Annotated in this window: 16 protein-coding genes; 7 read left to right on the forward strand and 9 right to left on the reverse strand. The window is 73.0% G+C overall.

Annotation, left to right across the window (positions count from 1 at the left end; all coding sequences use genetic code 11):
- Positions 1 to 136: 136 nt before the first annotated feature.
- Positions 137 to 940 carry a purine-nucleoside phosphorylase gene (locus tag ACH414_RS31975; RefSeq protein WP_382548585.1) on the reverse strand — a complete coding sequence of 268 codons (804 nt, stop codon included), beginning with the start codon at positions 938 to 940 and terminating at the stop codon, positions 137 to 139.
- Between the two features lie 243 nt (positions 941 to 1,183).
- Complete coding sequence (locus ACH414_RS31980) at positions 1,184 to 1,621, reverse strand: gamma-glutamylcyclotransferase (RefSeq protein WP_382548587.1); 438 nt, start codon at positions 1,619 to 1,621, stop codon at positions 1,184 to 1,186.
- 194 nt (positions 1,622 to 1,815) lie between these two features.
- Here ACH414_RS31980 and ACH414_RS31985 point away from each other — a divergent pair, with 194 nt between their 5' ends.
- Together ACH414_RS31985 and ACH414_RS31990 are read left to right on the forward strand one after the other, a co-directional pair.
- Positions 1,816 to 3,255: an NAD(P)H-quinone dehydrogenase gene (locus ACH414_RS31985; RefSeq protein ID WP_382548589.1), complete on the forward strand. Its 1,440-nt coding sequence runs from the start codon at positions 1,816 to 1,818 to the stop codon at positions 3,253 to 3,255.
- 236 nt (positions 3,256 to 3,491) lie between these two features.
- Positions 3,492 to 4,415, forward strand: coding sequence for a DeoR/GlpR family DNA-binding transcription regulator (locus tag ACH414_RS31990; RefSeq protein ID WP_382548683.1), 924 nt, complete (start codon positions 3,492 to 3,494; stop codon positions 4,413 to 4,415).
- A 39-nt stretch (positions 4,416 to 4,454) separates the two neighbouring features.
- On the opposite strand, the gene ACH414_RS31995 is transcribed toward ACH414_RS31990, so the two are convergent.
- A complete protein-coding gene (locus ACH414_RS31995) occupies positions 4,455 to 5,000 on the reverse strand; it encodes a TetR/AcrR family transcriptional regulator (protein ID WP_382548591.1) in 546 nt (181 codons plus the stop codon).
- Between the two features lie 98 nt (positions 5,001 to 5,098).
- On the reverse strand, positions 5,099 to 6,853 hold the full coding sequence (locus ACH414_RS32000) for an acetyl/propionyl/methylcrotonyl-CoA carboxylase subunit alpha (RefSeq protein ID WP_382548593.1): 1,755 nt from the start codon (positions 6,851 to 6,853) through the stop codon (positions 5,099 to 5,101).
- Positions 6,854 to 7,227: 374 nt separating this feature from the next.
- Here ACH414_RS32000 and ACH414_RS32005 point away from each other — a divergent pair, with 374 nt between their 5' ends.
- On the forward strand, positions 7,228 to 7,653 hold the full coding sequence (locus ACH414_RS32005; RefSeq protein WP_398944549.1) for a hypothetical protein: 426 nt from the start codon (positions 7,228 to 7,230) through the stop codon (positions 7,651 to 7,653).
- Between the two features lie 9 nt (positions 7,654 to 7,662).
- Here ACH414_RS32005 and ACH414_RS32010 read toward each other — a convergent pair whose 3' ends face one another.
- The 3 genes from ACH414_RS32010 to ACH414_RS32020 form a co-directional block, all read right to left on the reverse strand.
- Positions 7,663 to 8,268: a Maf family protein gene (locus tag ACH414_RS32010; protein WP_386568070.1), complete on the reverse strand. Its 606-nt coding sequence runs from the start codon at positions 8,266 to 8,268 to the stop codon at positions 7,663 to 7,665.
- Between the two features lie 39 nt (positions 8,269 to 8,307).
- A complete protein-coding gene (gene mmpB / locus ACH414_RS32015) occupies positions 8,308 to 8,436 on the reverse strand; it encodes a morphogenic membrane protein MmpB (protein ID WP_382548599.1) in 129 nt (42 codons plus the stop codon).
- A 71-nt stretch (positions 8,437 to 8,507) separates the two neighbouring features.
- Complete coding sequence (locus tag ACH414_RS32020; protein WP_382548601.1) at positions 8,508 to 9,155, reverse strand: TetR/AcrR family transcriptional regulator C-terminal ligand-binding domain-containing protein; 648 nt, start codon at positions 9,153 to 9,155, stop codon at positions 8,508 to 8,510.
- Between the two features lie 70 nt (positions 9,156 to 9,225).
- Between ACH414_RS32020 and ACH414_RS32025 the strand changes: the two genes are divergently transcribed.
- Positions 9,226 to 10,626 carry an MFS transporter gene (locus tag ACH414_RS32025; protein WP_398944552.1) on the forward strand — a complete coding sequence of 467 codons (1,401 nt, stop codon included), beginning with the start codon at positions 9,226 to 9,228 and terminating at the stop codon, positions 10,624 to 10,626.
- A gap of 97 nt (positions 10,627 to 10,723) precedes the next feature.
- Here ACH414_RS32025 and ACH414_RS32030 read toward each other — a convergent pair whose 3' ends face one another.
- Both ACH414_RS32030 and ACH414_RS32035 read right to left on the reverse strand, forming a co-directional pair.
- Positions 10,724 to 10,936: an acyl-CoA carboxylase epsilon subunit gene (locus ACH414_RS32030; RefSeq protein ID WP_382548605.1), complete on the reverse strand. Its 213-nt coding sequence runs from the start codon at positions 10,934 to 10,936 to the stop codon at positions 10,724 to 10,726.
- Positions 10,937 to 10,956: 20 nt separating this feature from the next.
- Positions 10,957 to 12,558, reverse strand: a complete 1,602-nt coding sequence (locus ACH414_RS32035) for an acyl-CoA carboxylase subunit beta (RefSeq protein WP_386568078.1) — start codon at positions 12,556 to 12,558, stop codon at positions 10,957 to 10,959.
- Positions 12,559 to 12,692: 134 nt separating this feature from the next.
- Between ACH414_RS32035 and ACH414_RS32040 the strand changes: the two genes are divergently transcribed.
- From ACH414_RS32040 to ACH414_RS32050, 3 genes are all read left to right on the forward strand, one after another.
- Complete coding sequence (locus tag ACH414_RS32040; RefSeq protein ID WP_398944554.1) at positions 12,693 to 13,544, forward strand: biotin--[acetyl-CoA-carboxylase] ligase; 852 nt, start codon at positions 12,693 to 12,695, stop codon at positions 13,542 to 13,544.
- A 282-nt stretch (positions 13,545 to 13,826) separates the two neighbouring features.
- Positions 13,827 to 14,993 (forward strand): adenylate/guanylate cyclase domain-containing protein, encoded by a 1,167-nt coding sequence (locus tag ACH414_RS32045; protein WP_391770167.1) that lies wholly within the window; start codon positions 13,827 to 13,829, stop codon positions 14,991 to 14,993.
- A gap of 41 nt (positions 14,994 to 15,034) precedes the next feature.
- A complete protein-coding gene (locus tag ACH414_RS32050; RefSeq protein ID WP_382548613.1) occupies positions 15,035 to 15,841 on the forward strand; it encodes an enoyl-CoA hydratase/isomerase family protein in 807 nt (268 codons plus the stop codon).
- Position 15,842: the final 1 nt, after the last annotated feature.

A 15,842-nucleotide genomic window follows, 5' to 3' on the forward strand; every position in this document is an offset into this window, starting at 1 on the left:
GGCGTTCTCCTTCCCCACCCCGCACCTTCCCGAACGGGGGGCGGGCCCCAGGCCCCCGAACGGCCTGCGGCCGTGTCGAGGCGCGGGGTCCCGGGCGGAGCCCCGGCCTCGGGAGGGGGCGGGGTGGGGGAGTGGCTCAGATCCGGTCCAGGACCCGCGTCAGCAGCTCGCCCATGCGCGCCGCCGAGTCGCGGCCCGCCTGGAGGACCTCCTCGTGGTTCAGCGGCTCGCCCGACAGGCCCGCGGCCAGGTTGGTCACGAGGGAGATGCCGAGGACCTCGGCGCCGGCCTCACGGGCCGCGATGGCCTCGAGGACGGTGGACATGCCGACCAGGTCGCCGCCCAGCACGCGGACCATGTTGATCTCGGCCGGGGTCTCGTAGTGCGGGCCGGGGAACTGGACGTACACGCCCTCCTCCAGCGTCGCGTCGACCTCCTTGCACAGCGCGCGCAGCCGCGGCGAGTACAGGTCGGTGAGGTCGACGAAGTTGGCGCCGACGATCGGGGAGGCGGCCGTCAGGTTGAGGTGGTCGCTGATCAGGACCGGCTGGCCGGGGCGCATGCCCTCGCGCAGACCGCCGCAGCCGTTGGTCAGGACGACGGTCTTGCAGCCCGCGGCGACGGCGGTGCGCACGCCGTGGACGACGGAGGCGACGCCGCGGCCCTCGTAGTAGTGGGTGCGGCCGAGGAAGACCAGGGCGCGCTTCTCGCCGATCTTGTACGAGCGGACCTTGCCGCCGTGGCCCTCGACGGCCGGCGGCGGGAAGCCGGGCAGATCGGTGACCGGGAACTCGGCCTCGGGGGCGCCCAGCGCGTCGACGGCCGGTGCCCAGCCGGAGCCCATGACCAGGGCGACGTCGTGGTTCTCGACTCCGGTCAGCTCGCGAAGGCGCGCGGCAGCGGCCTCGGCGGCCTCGTACGGGGTGGCAGTTGCGTTCACTGACTCTCTCGCCTCGGGGAGGGGGGTCCGAGGGGAGCCCCGGACGGATTTGTTACGCGCAGCAGCCTAGCCGGAGAATCCCTACGCGCGTAGATGACGTTGCGGACGGAGCTGCGATCGTTGTCTTGTCGTTTCAGACGAAGTCCCCGACCGGCCCGACGCGGGAGCCGCGGACCGAGCGACGGGGAAGCCGCCGAAGGAGCCGACGAAGGCCGCCGGAGGCGGCGCGGCCGGCGCCCGGCGTCAGCAGGGGCGCTTGCGCAGCTCCATCACGTAGTCGTGCGGCGCACCGGCCGACTCGGCCGCGTCCGCGACCTCGCCCAGGTAGCGGGCGGAGGGCAGACCGCCCTCGTACGCGTTGAGCACGTACACCCAGGCGGGCTCCTCGCCGTCCAGGGTGTGCACCCGCACCCGCATCCGCCGGTAGATGTCGAGGCCGACGCCCTCCCAGCGGTCCATGGAGTCCTCGTCCATGGGCGCGACGTCGTACAGCGCGACGAAGACCTGGGAGCGCGGGGCCTCCACGATCGTGGCCAGCGCCCCCTCCCAGCCCATCTGCTCCCCGCCGAAGGTCAGACGCCAGCCGTTCAGCCAGCCGGTGCCGCGCAGCGGCGAGTGCGGAGCGCGGCGCGTCATGAGCCGCGCGTCGAGGTTGCCGGCGTAGGCGGCGTAGAGCGACATGGGATCGAGGGTACGGGAGGGGGCGGGGTGGATGACGAAGTCCGTGGTGGCGGGCTTGGCGGCCCCCGGCGCGTGGCTTGGCCGCGCGTACGGGACAATGGGGTACGCACTTGAAGCGTGCGGGACAATGGCGTACGCACTGCAGCCCAGCGGGGGACCCCCCGGCAGAACGAGAGCGCGAGGCGTAGATCCCAGTGACCCGGATCGTGATCATCGGCGGCGGACCCGGCGGCTACGAGGCGGCCCTCGTGGGCGCCCAACTCGGCGCGGAGGTGACCGTCGTCGACTGCGACGGCCTCGGCGGCGCATCCGTCCTGACCGACTGCGTCCCCTCCAAGACCCTGATCGCCACCGCCGAGGTGATGACCACCTTCGACTCCTCCTACGAGGAGCTGGGCATCATCGTCGCGGACGACACCCCGCACATCGAGCAGGCGGCCCGCGTCGTCGGCGTCGACCTGGGCAAGGTCAACCGGCGTGTGAAGCGGCTCGCCCTGGCCCAGTCGCACGACATCACCGCCTCCGTCACCCGGGCCGGCGCCCGGGTGCTGCGCGGCCGCGGCCGGCTCTCCGGGCGGCAGGCCATGGACGGCTCCCGCCAGGTGGTCGTGACCGCCGCCGACGGCACCGAGGAGACGCTCACCGCCGACGCCGTGCTGATCGCCACCGGCGGGCACCCGCGCGAGCTGCCCGACGCCCAGCCGGACGGCGAGCGGATCCTGAACTGGACCCAGGTCTACGACCTCAAGGAGCTCCCCGAGGAGCTCATCGTGGTCGGCTCCGGCGTCACCGGCGCCGAGTTCGCCGGCGCCTACCAGGCGCTCGGCTCCCGGGTCACCCTCGTCTCCTCCCGCGACCGCGTGCTCCCGGGCGAGGACCCCGACGCCGCCGCCGTCCTGGAGGACGTCTTCCGGCGCCGCGGCATGAACGTCATGGCCCGCTCCCGCGCGGAGTCCGCCAAGCGGGTCGGCGACCGGGTGGAGGTCACCCTCTCGGACGGCCGGGTCATCTCGGGCACGCACTGCCTGATGGCCGTCGGCGCCATCCCGAACTCGGCCGGAATGGGTCTGGAGGAGGCCGGGGTCCGGCTGAAGGACTCCGGGCACATCTGGACCGACCGGGTCTCCCGCACCTCCGCCCCCGGCGTGTACGCGGCCGGTGACGTCACCGGCGTCTTCGCGCTCGCCTCGGTGGCCGCCATGCAGGGCCGTATAGCGATGTACCACTTCCTGGGCGACGCGGTGGCCCCGCTCAACCTGAAGACGGTCTCCTCGAACGTCTTCACCGACCCCGAGATCGCCACCGTCGGCTACACCCAGGCCGACGTGGACGCGGGCACGATCGAGGCCCGGGTCGTCAAGCTGCCGCTGCTGCGCAACCCCCGCGCGAAGATGCAGGGCATCCGGGACGGCTTCGTCAAGATCTTCTGCCGCCCGGGCACCGGGATCGTGGTCGGCGGCTGTGTCGTCGCCCCCCGTGCGAGCGAGCTGATCCACCCGATCTCGATCGCGGTCGACAACAATCTGACCGTCGAACAGATCGCAAATGCTTTCACCGTGTACCCCTCCCTGTCGGGCTCGATCGCGGAAGTGGCACGGCAGTTGCACACCCGAAAGGTCGCGGGCGAGGCCTGAGGCCGGGGCCCGGCACCGCTCCCGCCTGCGGGAACGGTTCGCCGACTCGGACAACCCCCGGCAAGGCGGGGCATGTCCTGGCACGCAGTGGATCAACGGCGGGGCCTCCCATACCACTTGGGGGCCCCGCCTGTGTGCATCTTCTGCAATTCGGCGCATAGTGCTGAAAAGTATCGGCCGTCCACGTTACTGTCAGTTTCGTGTTCGCTGCAGAACGTCGCCAGTTGATCCTCGAAATGGTGCGGGCCAATGGAGCTGTGTCGCTCCGTGAGCTCGCCCGCGTCGTCCAGACCTCAGAAGTGACCGTACGGCGAGACGTGCGGGCGCTCGAGGCAGAAGGACTCCTCGACCGCCGCCACGGCGGTGCGGTGCTGCCGGGCGGATTCACGCGCGAGTCCGGCTTCCCGCAGAAATCCCATCTCGCGACCGCCGAGAAGACCGCCATCGCCGACGTGGCCGCGAGCCTCGTCGAAGAGGGCGAGGCCATCGTCGTCGGCGCGGGTACCACCACGCAGGAGCTGGCCCGCCGGCTCGCCCGGGTGCCCGGGCTCACCGTCGTCACCAACTCGCTGCTCGTCGCCCAGGCCCTCGCCCACGCCAACCGGGTGGAGGTCGTCATGACCGGCGGCACCCTGCGCGGCTCCAACTACGCGCTGGTGGGCAGCGGGGCCGAGCAGTCGCTCCAGGGACTGCGGGTCTCCCGCGCCTTCCTCTCCGGCAGCGGTCTCACCGCCGAGCGCGGCCTGTCCACGTCCAACATGCTCTCCGCGAGCGTGGACCGGGCGCTGGTGCAGGCGGCGGCGGAGGTCGTGGTCCTCGCCGACCACACCAAGCTCGGCACCGACACCATGTTCCAGACGGTGCCGACGGACGTGATCACCCGCCTGGTCACCGACGAGCCCCCCGCCCACGACGAGCGGGCCGCCACCGAGCTCCAGGCCCTGGCCGACCAGGGCGTGCAGATCGCGGTGGCCGGCACGGGCGCGGCGCACGGAGGCGAGGCGCACCCCCCAGGCGGCCGCCCGCGCCGTGACGTCCCGCTGCCGGGGCAGCGCGGCCGGGTCCCGGCGGGGCAGTTCCGGGGCGGCCCCGGCGGTCTGGCCGGCGAGGTGCTCGCGCCCGAACGCCCGGTGCGGGTCGCGGACATGCGCCGGCGCTGAGCGGCCGGAGGGGCGCGGCCACCCGGCTCGTCCCGCCGCTCAGCTCTTGATGCCGCGCAGCGTCAGCGAGAGCAGCCGGTCCGCCAACTGCGGTTCCTCCGGCGAGCGTTCGGCGGCCAGGGCGATGGCGTTGGTGAGCTGCATCAGGTCGCCGATCGACACGTCCCCGCGCACCGCGCCCGCCTCCTTGGCGCGGGCGAGGAGACGGGTGCCCGCCGCCCGGAGCGGCTCGCTGCACTCGGCGAGCGCCGAACTCCGGTCGTACGACGCGGACATGAGCGCGATGGACAGGCCGCGGTACTCGCCCGCATGGGCGATCAGGGTGCGCAGCCAGGTGACGAGCGCCGCGCACGGATCGGGCGCTCCGGCGAGCTCCGCCGAGTAGCGCAGGAGCGCGGCCAGGGCGTCCTGGAAGACGGCCCCGAGCAGCGCCTCCCGGTTGGGGAAGTGGCGGTAGAGGGTGCCGATGCCGACCCCGGCGCGCCGGGCGATGTCCTCCAGGGACGCGTCCGTGCCGTGCGCGGCGAAGGCGGCGCGGGCCTCGGCGAGCAGCCGCTCGTGGTTCCGGCGCGCATCGGCTCGCATCCGTACTCCTCCCGCCCGCTGCCTGCCACCGCGAAGGGCCCGCAGGCGGTGGATGCCTGCGGGCCCTTCGTACCGTACCCCGGTGACCGGGGGCCGGTTCAGTCCTTGATCTCGCAGATCGCGGCGCCCGAGGTGATCGAGGCGCCGACCTCGGCGGTCAGGCCCTTGATGGTGCCGGAACGGTGCGCGTTCAGCGGCTGCTCCATCTTCATGGCCTCCAGGACGACGATCAGGTCGCCCTCCTTGACCTCCTGGCCCTCCTCGACGGCCACCTTGACGATGGTGCCCTGCATCGGGGAGGCGAGGGTGTCGCCGGAGGCGGTCGGGCCGGACTTCTTCGCGGCGCGACGCTTCGGCTTGGCGCCGGCGGCGAGACCGGTGCGGGCCAGCGACATGCCGAGCGAGGACGGCAGGGAGACCTCGAGGCGCTTGCCGCCGACCTCGACGACGATCGTCTCGCGACCGGCCTCGTCCTCCTCGGCCTCGGCGCCCGCCGGGGCGAACGGCTTGATCTCGTTGACGAACTCGGTCTCGATCCACCGGGTGTGGACGCGGAACGGGTCGGCGGTGAACGCCGGGTCGACCACGACGGCCTGGTGGAACGGGATGGCGGTTGCCATGCCCTCGACCTTGAACTCGGCGAGCGCGCGGGCGGCGCGCTGCAGCGCCTGCTCACGGGTGGCGCCGGTGATGACCAGCTTCGCGAGGAGCGAGTCCCAGGCGGGGCCGATGACCGAGCCGGACTCGACGCCCGCGTCCAGGCGGACACCGGGGCCGGTGGGCGCGGCGAAGGCGGTGACGGTGCCGGGGGCCGGGAGGAAGTTGCGGCCCGGGTCCTCGCCGTTGATGCGGAACTCGAAGGAGTGGCCGCGGATCTCGGGGTCGCCGTAGCCGAGCTCCTCGCCGTCGGCGATCCGGAACATCTCGCGGACCAGGTCGATGCCGGTGACCTCTTCGGTGACCGGGTGCTCCACCTGGAGACGGGTGTTGACCTCCAGGAAGGAGATGGTGCCGTCGAGGCCGACCAGGAACTCGACGGTGCCGGCGCCGACGTAGCCGGCCTCCTTCAGGATGGCCTTGGACGCCGCGTACAGCTGGGCGTTCTGAGCCTCCGACAGGAACGGGGCCGGGGCCTCCTCGACCAGCTTCTGGTGGCGGCGCTGGAGCGAGCAGTCACGGGTGGAGACGACCACGACGTTGCCGTGGCTGTCGGCCAGGCACTGGGTCTCGACGTGCCGCGGCTTGTCCAGGTAGCGCTCGACGAAGCACTCGCCGCGGCCGAAGGCGGCGACGGCCTCGCGGACGGCCGAGTCGTAGAGCTCCGGCACCTCTTCGAGGGTGCGGGCGACCTTCAGACCGCGGCCACCGCCACCGAAGGCGGCCTTGATCGCGATCGGCAGGCCGTGCTCCTCGGCGAAGGCGACGACCTCGTCGGCACCCGAGACCGGGTCCGGGGTGCCGGCGACCAGCGGGGCGCCGGCGCGCTGCGCGATGTGGCGGGCGGCGACCTTGTCACCGAGGTCGCGGATGGCCTGCGGCGGCGGGCCGATCCAGATGAGACCGGCGTCGAGGACGGCCTGGGCGAAGTCGGCGTTCTCGGAGAGGAAGCCGTAGCCCGGGTGGATCGCGTCGGCACCGGAGTCGGCCGCGGCCTGGAGCACCTTGGCCATGTCCAGATAACTGGTGGCCGGGGTGTCACCGCCCAGGGCGAACGCCTCGTCGGCCGCGCGGACGTGCAGAGCGTCCCGGTCCGGATCGGCGTAGACGGCTACGCTGGCGATCCCGGCGTCCCGGCAGGCCCGGGCGACGCGGACAGCGATTTCGCCACGGTTGGCGATGAGCACCTTGCGCACGATGGCTCCCTCCTTGAAACAAGCTGAGTTTAGGGACTGCCGACACGGCCTTTCGACCCGTCCCCAGTGGTGAGCTTGCCCACACGGAGCGTGATACGAGGCCTGCTCGGGTCGTGAAATCCCTTGTCGCACCACGGTACGCAGGGTTTCTTTACGGCACAGTAGCTCCGAGGTGTGGCGCAGGTCTCTGTTCGTGGGACCAGTCGCCAAACGGGTTTCTTTGTGGAGTCCCTACGAATGGCTCAATCATTCTTTGCCCGAGCGCCGTCGTTCCCCGGCGCGGCACGAACCCTTGTCCGGGGTTTTACCGGCCAGTAGCCTTCGCCCTGTCGCACGTACCGTTGGTAACAGCCGTACCCCAGGGGGTGGCCGAGGTGGCCCGCAGACCGATAGCGCTCGTGACGGCCGCGGTGCTCTTCCTCGAAGCGCCCGGCATCGTCGCCGTCAACGCCGTGATGGCGCGCTTCGTCAAGGCCCAGTCGATGTCCCTGGACGGCATGGACCCGGAGCTCATGTACGCCGGCACCTGGGCCCTCGGCCTCGCCTCCGGCGCCCTCCTCCTCCTGTGCGCCCTCGTCCCCCTGACCGCCGCCCTCCGCGACCGCCGCCCGGGCCGCGCGGGCCGGGCCCTCCTGATCGGCTGCGCGGTGGTGCACGGCATCCTCGGCGCGGTCGCGGTGGGCCTGCTGGGCTGGCCCTCGTTCGCCTTCCTGATGACGGTCGTCGCGCTGATCGTGCTCACGCTGGTGGCGTACGGGGAGGGACGGGGCGAGGCACGGGGGGCGGCGGCTGCCGCGTGAGGACGAGGCTCAGGCCCAGAGGTCGGTGATCGAGACGCCGAGCTTGCCGAGCAGGGTGCGCAGGAGGGGCAGGGACAGGCCGATGACGTTGCCCGGGTCGCCGTCGATGCCCTCGATGAAGGGGGCGGAGCGGCCGTCGAGGGTGAAGGCGCCCGCCACGTGCAGCGGTTCGCCGCTGGCGACGTAGGCGGCGATCTCGGCGTCGGTGGGCTCGCCGAAGCGGACGACGGTGGAGGCGGTGGCCGATTCGTAGCGCTTGGCAGCCGTGTCGTAGACGCAGTGGCCCGTCTGGAGGATGCCGACCCGGCCGCGCATGGCCTTCCAGCGGGCGGTGGCCTCCTCGGCGTCGGCCGGCTTGCCGAGGGCCTGCTTGTCGAGCTCCAGGACCGAGTCGCAGCCGATCACCAGGGCGCCGAAGACCTCGGGGCGGGCGGCGACATGGGCGGCCTTGGCCTCGGCCAGGGCGAGCGCCAGCTCGGCGGGGGTGGGGGCGTGCACCTTGTCCTCGTCGACGCCGCTCACGATCACCTCCGGGGCGAGCCCGGCCTGGCGGAGCAGCCCGAGCCGGGCGGGGGAGGCGGAGGCGAGTACGAGGCGGCGGCGATCAGCAGTCATGGGGGCAGCGTATCGAGCCGGGACCCGGTCCTCAGCTCGTCAGCGTGCGCCGACGACGAACATCAAGACCACCATGGCCACCGCGAGTACGACGCCCGCGCGCCGCACCATGGCCTGCATGTCGCGCAGTTCCTTGGGCGGCTCGTCGTCGGGGTCGGACCACAGCATGGTCACGATGCTGGCGGCAAGGCGGGGTGGGCGCCTGAGTACGGATACTCAGGCGCGCCCGCGTGGAGGGACTATTCGGCCGTGGTGCCGCCGGCGAAGGCGCCCGCCGCCGCCGCGGCCAGTGCCGCCGTCACCGCCCGTTCGGCGTCGGCCTCGGTCAGCTCCTCGCGGGTGACGGCGAAGCGGTAGTAGAGCGGGGCCGAGACCGCCCGCAGCAGTTCGAGGGCGTCGGTGTCCGCGGGGAGTTCGCCGCGGGCCGCGGCCCGGGCCACGACCGGGGCCCATTCCGTGAGCCGGGTGCGGTAGAAGCCGTTCAGGGCCCGCGCGCACTCCTCGTCGCAGGCCGCCGCGGCGATCACGGCACGGAAGACGGCGCCCATCCGGGGGTCGGTGAGGGTGCGGTGGACGAGCCTCGCGTTGGCGCGCAGGTCGCCCGCGAGGGTCCCGGTGTCGGCGGCCGGCAGCGACTGGTCCGCCATGTCCCGCAGCAGGTCGGCGACGAGGCCGACGGGGGAGCCCCAGCGGCGGTAGACGGTCGTCTTGCCGACGCCGGCGCTCGCCGCGATCTGGTCCATGTTCAGGGTGTGGAAGGCGGCTGCCGCGAGGGCGTCCTCGGTGGCGTCGAGGACGGCCCGGCGCACCTTCGCGGTACGGCCTCCGGGGCGCACGGTGCCGGGCACGGCCGACGGGCTCTCACTCAAACGGGTCTCCTGTTCCATTAATGCGGGGCGGTCTGCTAGCGTCTGTCTCATCTTAACGGAATCTCCGTCCCATTAAGGGGTCCTGCTCGTGGCTGCCCTCGATGTCTCCGCTCCCGTCCCCGCCGTCGCGCCCACCACGCCCACCACGCCCACCAGGATGGACGGGCGGATGCGGCTCGTCCTCCTCGTCCTCCTCGTCTCCCAGTTCATGCTCGCCGTCGACTTCTCGATCCTGAACGTCGCCCTGCCCGTCATCGGCCAGGGACTCGGCTTCGCCCTCGGCGGCCTCCAGTGGATCGCCACCGGCTTCGCTCTCGCCGCCGCCGGCTTCACCCTGCTCTTCGGGCGCGTCGCCGACCTCGTGGGCCGCCGCCGGATCTTCCTCGGCGGCATGGGCGTCCTCGGCGCCGCCTCCCTGGCCGGCGGGCTCGCCACCGGGCCCGAGATGCTCCTGGCCGCCCGCGTCGCGCAGGGCCTCGCCACCGCCGCCGTCACCCCCGCCGGGCTCTCGCTGCTGACCTCCTCGTTCCCCGAGGGGCCGCTGCGCGCCAGGGCGCTCGGCCTCAACGGGGCCCTGATGTCCGCCGGGTTCACCACCGGCGCCGTCCTCGGCGGCGTCCTCACCGACCTGCTCTCCTGGCGCTGGGCCTTCTTCGTCAACGTGCCCGTCGCCCTCGCCGTCCTGCTCGTCGCCCCCGCCGTCCTCCAGGAGAGCCGCCCGGCCGAACGGCCCCGGCTCGACGTGCCCGGTGCCGTCACCGTCACCGGCGGGCTCCTCGCCCTCGTCTACGGGCTCACCGCCGCCGGCGAGCGGGGCTGGAGCGACCCGGCCGTCCTCGCCGCCCTCGCCGCCGCCCTCGTCCTGCTGGCCGCCTTCCCGCTGGTGGAGCGCCGGGCCGCCGCACCCCTGGTCCCCGTACGCGTCCTCAAGCGCCGGACCGTCGTCTGGGGCAACCTCGCCGGGCTGGTCGCCTTCGCCACCGAGACCTCGCTGGTCTTCCTGATGACGCTGCACCTCCAGGACGTGCTGGACTTCTCCCCGCTCGCCGCCGGTCTCTCCTTCGGCGTCCTGGGCGCCGGCACGGTCCTCGGCGGACTGTTCGCCGCCCGGTTCATCGGGCGCTTCTCCGCCCGGACCGCGCTGGTCGCCGGGGGAGTGCTGCAGGCCGGCGCCACCCTCTGCCTCGTCGACCCCCCGTACGGACTGCTGCTCGCCGCCACCTTCGCCGGCGGTGTCGGCAACATGCTCGCCATCGTCGGCTTCATGGTCACCGCCACCTCCGGGCTGCCCGACGCCGAGCAGGGCATGGCGACCGGCATCGCCACGATGACCCAGCAGGTCGGCATCACCCTCGGCACCCCCGTCATGAGCGCCGTCGTCGTCACCTCCGCCGCCCTCCCCGACGGCATCGGCCGGGCCGTCCTCGTCAACGCGGCGGTGGTCCTCGTCGGGGCCCTCGCCTCGGCGCTGTTCCTGCGCCGCACCTAGAGCGTGTCCCCCGCGTACGGCGAAGGCCGGACCCCCGCACAGGGTCCGGCCTTCTGTCGTGTCCGTCTCTTCCGTCCGCCGCTTCCGCGGCCCGGCCTCAGACCGGCCAGTAGGACCGGGCCCACGCGCGCGGCCCCGGCCGGTGGCGCACGCCCAGGGCGATCCGCGCCGGGTCCGACCAGCCCTCAGGGGTGCCGGGGCCGCCGCCCTGGGCGGCGGCCGCCGCCGTGGCCGCGGCCCGGGCCTGGACCACCGCCAGTGCGGCGGCCAGCTCCTCGGGGGTCGGGTTGCCTCGTACGACCTTGATCATCGTGTGCTGCCTCCCAGCGCCTAGAGCGGGATGTTGCCGTGCTTCTTCGGGGGCAGGGATTCCCGCTTCGTCCGCAGCTGACGCAGACCCTTGACGATCTGCGGGCGCGTGTCGGACGGCAGGATCACCCCGTCGACGTACCCGCGCTCGGCCGCGATGTACGGGTTGAGCAGGGCGTCCTCGTACTCCTGGATGAGGCGGGCCCGCTCGGCGTCCGCGTTGCCGGCCTCCTCCGCCTCCGCGATCGTGCGGCGGTGCAGGATGTTGACCGCGCCCTGCGCGCCCATGACGGCGATCTGCGCGGTCGGCCAGGCCAGGTTGAGGTCGGCGCCCAGGTGCTTGGAGCCCATGACGTCGTACGCGCCGCCGAAGGCCTTGCGGGTGATGACGGTGATCAGCGGGACGGTCGCCTCGGCGTACGCGTAGATCAGCTTCGCGCCGCGCCGGATGATGCCGCCGTACTCCTGGTCCACGCCCGGCAGGAAGCCCGGCACGTCGACGAAGGTGAGCACCGGGATGTTGAAGGCGTCGCAGGTGCGCACGAAGCGCGCCGCCTTCTCGCTCGCGTTGATGTCGAGGCAACCGGCGAACTGCATCGGCTGGTTGGCGACCACGCCGACCGGGAAGCCCTCGACCCGGCCGAAACCGGTCAGGATGTTCGGCGCGAACAGGGCCTGGGTCTCCAGGAACTCGCCGTCGTCGAGGACGTGCTCGATCACGGTGTGCATGTCGTACGGCTGGTTCGCCGAGTCCGGGATGAGCGTGTCGAGCTCGCGGTCCTCGTCCGTCGCCTCGGTCTCCGCGGTCTCCGGGAAGGCCGGCGGCTCGGAGAGGTTGTTCGAAGGCAGGTAGGACAGAAGGGACTTGACGTACTCGATCGCGTCCTTCTCGTCGCCCGCCATGTGGTGGGCCACGCCCGAGGTCGTGTTGTGGGTGCGGGCACCGCCCAGCTCCTCGAAGCCCACGTCCTCGCCGGTGACCGTCTTGATGACGTCGGGCCCGGTGATGAACATGTGCGAGGTCTGGTCCACCATCACCGTGAAGTCGGTGATCGCGGGGGAGTAGACCGCGCCGCCGGCGCACGGGCCGACGACCAGCGAGATCTGCGGGATGACACCGGAGGCGTGGGTGTTGCGGCGGAAGATCTCGCCGTACATGCCGAGCGCGCTCACGCCCTCCTGGATGCGGGCGCCGCCGGAGTCGTTGATGCCGATCACCGGGCAGCCGGTCTTCAGCGCGAAGTCCATCACCTTGATGATCTTCTGGCCGAAGACCTCGCCGAGGGCGCCGCCGAAGACGGTGAAGTCCTGGGAGAAGACGGCCACCGGGCGTCCGTCGACCGTGCCGTAGCCGGTCACGACGCCGTCGCCGTACGGGCGGTTCTTCTCCAGGCCGAAGTTGGTCGAGCGGTGCCGGGCCAGCTCGTCCAGCTCCACGAACGAACCTTCGTCGAGCAGGAGTGCGATCCGCTCGCGGGCGGTGAGCTTTCCCTTCGCGTGCTGCTTCTCGACCGCCCGTTCGGACCCGGCGTGCGTGGCCTCGCCGATCCGGCGCTGCAGGTCCGCGATCTTGCCCGCGGTCGTGTGAATGTCGATCTGGTCGTGCTCTGCCGGCTCGGACATCGGGATGCGGCTCCCTGCCTGGTCACGGGGGGTTCGTTGACTACGAATGGGCTAGCGCTGGGCTACTGACCCGTAGCGTATCGGCGTCGATACGGTTCGGCAGTGCGGCGTTTGCCACACCTACGCTGGCTTGCATGACGTCCTCCCAAGGCTCTCCGGGACGCTGGTCGGACCTCGACCGGCCGCCGCTCAACGCTCCCGCCCTCCGCCACGCGCTCGTGCTCCCCGACGGACTGTGGACCTCCCTCGACGTGGTCGAGTCCACCGGCTCCACCAACTCCGACCTCGCCGCCCGTGCCGACGAACTCCCCGAGGGGGCCGTGCTCGTCGCCGAGGAGCAGACCTCCGGCCGCGGCCGGCTGGACCGCACCTGGACCGCCCCCGCCCGCTCGGGACTCTTCCTCTCCGTGCTGCTCAAGCCGGACGTGCCGGTGCACCGCTGGGGCTGGCTGCCGCTGCTCACCGGCGTCGCCGCCGTGACCGGTCTCGGCAAGGCCGCCGGCACCGACCTGACCCTCAAGTGGCCCAACGACCTGCTCGTGCGTGTCGGGGGCGAGGAGCGCAAGACCGGCGGCATCCTCGCCGAGCGGGCCGGCGCGGACGGCGTCGTCGTCGGCCTCGGCATCAACGTCACCCTGAACGCCGCCGAGCTGCCCGTCCCGACGGCCGGCTCCCTGCTCCTCGCCGACGCGGTCTCCACCGACCGCGACACCCTGCTGCGGGCGGTCCTGCGCTCCCTGGGGCAGTGGTACGGGGACTGGGTGCGCGCCGACGGCGACCCGGCCGCCTCGGGGCTCCTGGAGGCGTACGAGACCCAGTGCGCCACCCTCGGCCGCCGGGTCCGCGCCGACCTGCCGGGCGAGCGGATGCTGGAGGGCGACGCCGTCGGCATCGACGGCGACGGACGCCTCGTCGTCGCCACCGAGGGCGGCGGCACGGAGGCGGTCGCGGCCGGGGACATCGTCCACCTGCGGGCGGCCGGGTGAACGGGGCCGGCTGATCCCGGGCGGCTCGTCGGGGCCTTCGCCGGCGGCCGACCGGACGGGGCCGACCGTGCGCGCCCGGCTGAGCCCGGCCGCCGCCCGCGGTCCGCTGGGCGGCGTCGCCGCGGGCGGTCCGCCGGTGCGCCGCCGCGCGGGTCACCCGCCCGGACCGGCCCCCGCGGCCGGTTCGGGCGTGAGCCAGCACACACCTGTCGTATCGTGGAGCGCGATCCACGCGCGACAGATCGGCAGGACAGTGGGCAGGGAACGGGCAGGAGGCGGCCGGTGACCGTCGACGACGCGAACCAGGACGGCGAGGCGGAGCCGACCGGTTCGGCCGCACCGTCCGAGCCCTCGGCCTACCCCACGCCGCACCACGTCGTGGACCACACGGCCGAGCCCACCGACGACCCCCTGGCCATCCGCCTCGAACAGCTCATCCTGGGCGCCGACCGCCGCTACACGCCCTTCCAGGCCGCCCGCACCGCCGGCGTCTCCATGGAGCTCGCCTCCCGCTTCTGGCGCGCCATGGGCTTCGCCGACATCGGCCAGGCCAAGGCGCTCACCGAGGCCGACGTGCTCGCGCTGCGCCGGCTCGCCGGTCTCGTCGAGGCCGGGCTGCTCAGCGAGCCGATGGCGGTCCAGGTCGCCCGTTCCACCGGCCAGACCACCGCCCGACTGGCCGAATGGCAGATCGACTCCTTCCTGGAGGGGCTGACCGAGCCGCCCGAGCCCGGCATGACCCGCACCGAGGTCACGTACCCCCTCGTCGAGCTGCTCCTGCCCGAGCTGGAGGAGTTCCTGATCTACGTGTGGCGCCGCCAGCTCGCCGCCGCCACCGGCCGGGTCGTGCAGGCCGCCGACGACGAGGAGATGGTGGACCGGCGGCTCGCGGTCGGCTTCGCTGACCTGGTCGGCTTCACCCGGCTCACCCGCCGCCTGGAGGAGGAGGAGCTCGGCGAGCTCGTCGAGGCCTTCGAGACCACCTGCGCCGACCTGGTCGCCGCCCACGGCGGCCGGCTCATCAAGACCCTCGGCGACGAGGTCCTGTACGCCGCCGACGACGCGGGCACCGCCGCCGAGATCGCGCTGCGGCTCATCGAGACGCTCAGCCACGACGAGACCATGCCCGCGCTGCGGGTCGGCATCGCCTTCGGCACGGTCACGACCCGGATGGGCGACGTCTTCGGCACCACGGTGAACCTGGCCAGCCGGCTCACCTCGATAGCCCCCAAGGACGCCGTCCTGGTCGACAGCGCCCTCGCCGAGGAGCTGACCAGGACCGGAGAGGCGCCCGTCTCCGAGACGCGGGCGGCGGAGGAGGCGGCCCGCGCGGAGAAGGAGGGCGAGCGGGCCCCCACGTACCGCTTCGCGCTCCAGCCGATGTGGCAGCGGCCCGTCCGCGGACTCGGGGTCGTGGAGCCCTGGCTGCTGGGGCGCCGCCCGACCTAGGATCCCGGTGAACAGTCGTTAACCGGGAGGGTGTGTCGGTCATGGCCGAGCAGTCTGGGCAGTCTGAGCAGCGCTTTGGTGAGTTCGTCGCGGTCCGCAGGGAGGGGTTCGTCGCCGAGCTGGTCCTCGACCGGCCCAAGGCGATGAACGCGGTCTCCTCCGAGATGGCCCGCTCCATCGGCGCCGCCTGCGACGCGCTCGCCGCCGACCCCTCCGTACGGGTCACCGTGCTGACCTCCTCCAACGACCGGGCCTTCTGCGTCGGCGCCGACCTCAAGGAGCGCAACTCCTTCAGCGACGCCGAGCTGGTCCGGCAGCGGCCGACCGCCCGCGCCGCCTACACCGGCGTGCTGGAGCTGCCGATGCCGACCGTCGCCGCCGTGCACGGCTTCGCCCTCGGCGGCGGCTTCGAGCTGGCCCTCGCCTGCGATGTGATCGTGGCCGACGCGACCGCCGTCGTCGGACTGCCCGAGGTCTCCGTGGGCGTCATCCCCGGCGGCGGCGGTACGCAGCTGCTGCCGCGCCGGGTGGGTGCGGCCCGCGCGGCCGAGCTGGTCTTCACGGCCCGCCGGGTGGAGGCCGCCGAGGCCGCCGAGCTCGGCCTGGTGGACCTGCTCGGGGAGGACGCCCGTACGGCCGCCCTGGAGCTGGCGGGGCGGATCGCGGCCAACTCGCCGGTCGGCCTGCGCGCCGCCAAGAAGGCCATGCGCCTCGGTCAGGGCCTGGACCTGCGGGCGGGCCTGGAGGTCGAGGACGCGGCCTGGCGTTCGGTGGCCTTTTCGGGTGACCGGGCGGAGGGCGTGGCCGCGTTCAACGAGAAGCGCAAGCCGAACTGGCCGGGCGAGTAGG

This window comes from Streptomyces sp. NPDC020422, assembly GCF_044386705.1.
In the GTDB taxonomy this organism is placed as follows: domain Bacteria; phylum Actinomycetota; class Actinomycetes; order Streptomycetales; family Streptomycetaceae; genus Streptomyces.

Excerpts from the sequence above, each read along its gene's own strand:
- ACH414_RS32040 (WP_398944554.1), top strand. The coding sequence starts at position 12,693 with ATGACGTCCTCCCAAGGCTCTCCGGGACGCTGGTCGGACCTCGACCGG.
- ACH414_RS32030 (WP_382548605.1), bottom strand. The coding sequence starts at position 10,936 with ATGATCAAGGTCGTACGAGGCAACCCGACCCCCGAGGAGCTGGCCGCC.
- ACH414_RS32035 (WP_386568078.1), bottom strand. The coding sequence starts at position 12,558 with ATGTCCGAGCCGGCAGAGCACGACCAGATCGACATTCACACGACCGCG.
- ACH414_RS32050 (WP_382548613.1), top strand. The coding sequence starts at position 15,035 with ATGGCCGAGCAGTCTGGGCAGTCTGAGCAGCGCTTTGGTGAGTTCGTC.
- ACH414_RS31980 (WP_382548587.1), bottom strand. The coding sequence starts at position 1,621 with ATGTCGCTCTACGCCGCCTACGCCGGCAACCTCGACGCGCGGCTCATG.
- ACH414_RS31995 (WP_382548591.1), bottom strand. The coding sequence starts at position 5,000 with ATGCGAGCCGATGCGCGCCGGAACCACGAGCGGCTGCTCGCCGAGGCC.
- ACH414_RS32010 (WP_386568070.1), bottom strand. The coding sequence starts at position 8,268 with ATGACTGCTGATCGCCGCCGCCTCGTACTCGCCTCCGCCTCCCCCGCC.
- ACH414_RS32020 (WP_382548601.1), bottom strand. The coding sequence starts at position 9,155 with ATGGAACAGGAGACCCGTTTGAGTGAGAGCCCGTCGGCCGTGCCCGGC.
- mmpB (WP_382548599.1), bottom strand. The coding sequence starts at position 8,436 with ATGCTGTGGTCCGACCCCGACGACGAGCCGCCCAAGGAACTGCGCGAC.
- ACH414_RS31990 (WP_382548683.1), top strand. The coding sequence starts at position 3,492 with ATGGTGCGGGCCAATGGAGCTGTGTCGCTCCGTGAGCTCGCCCGCGTC.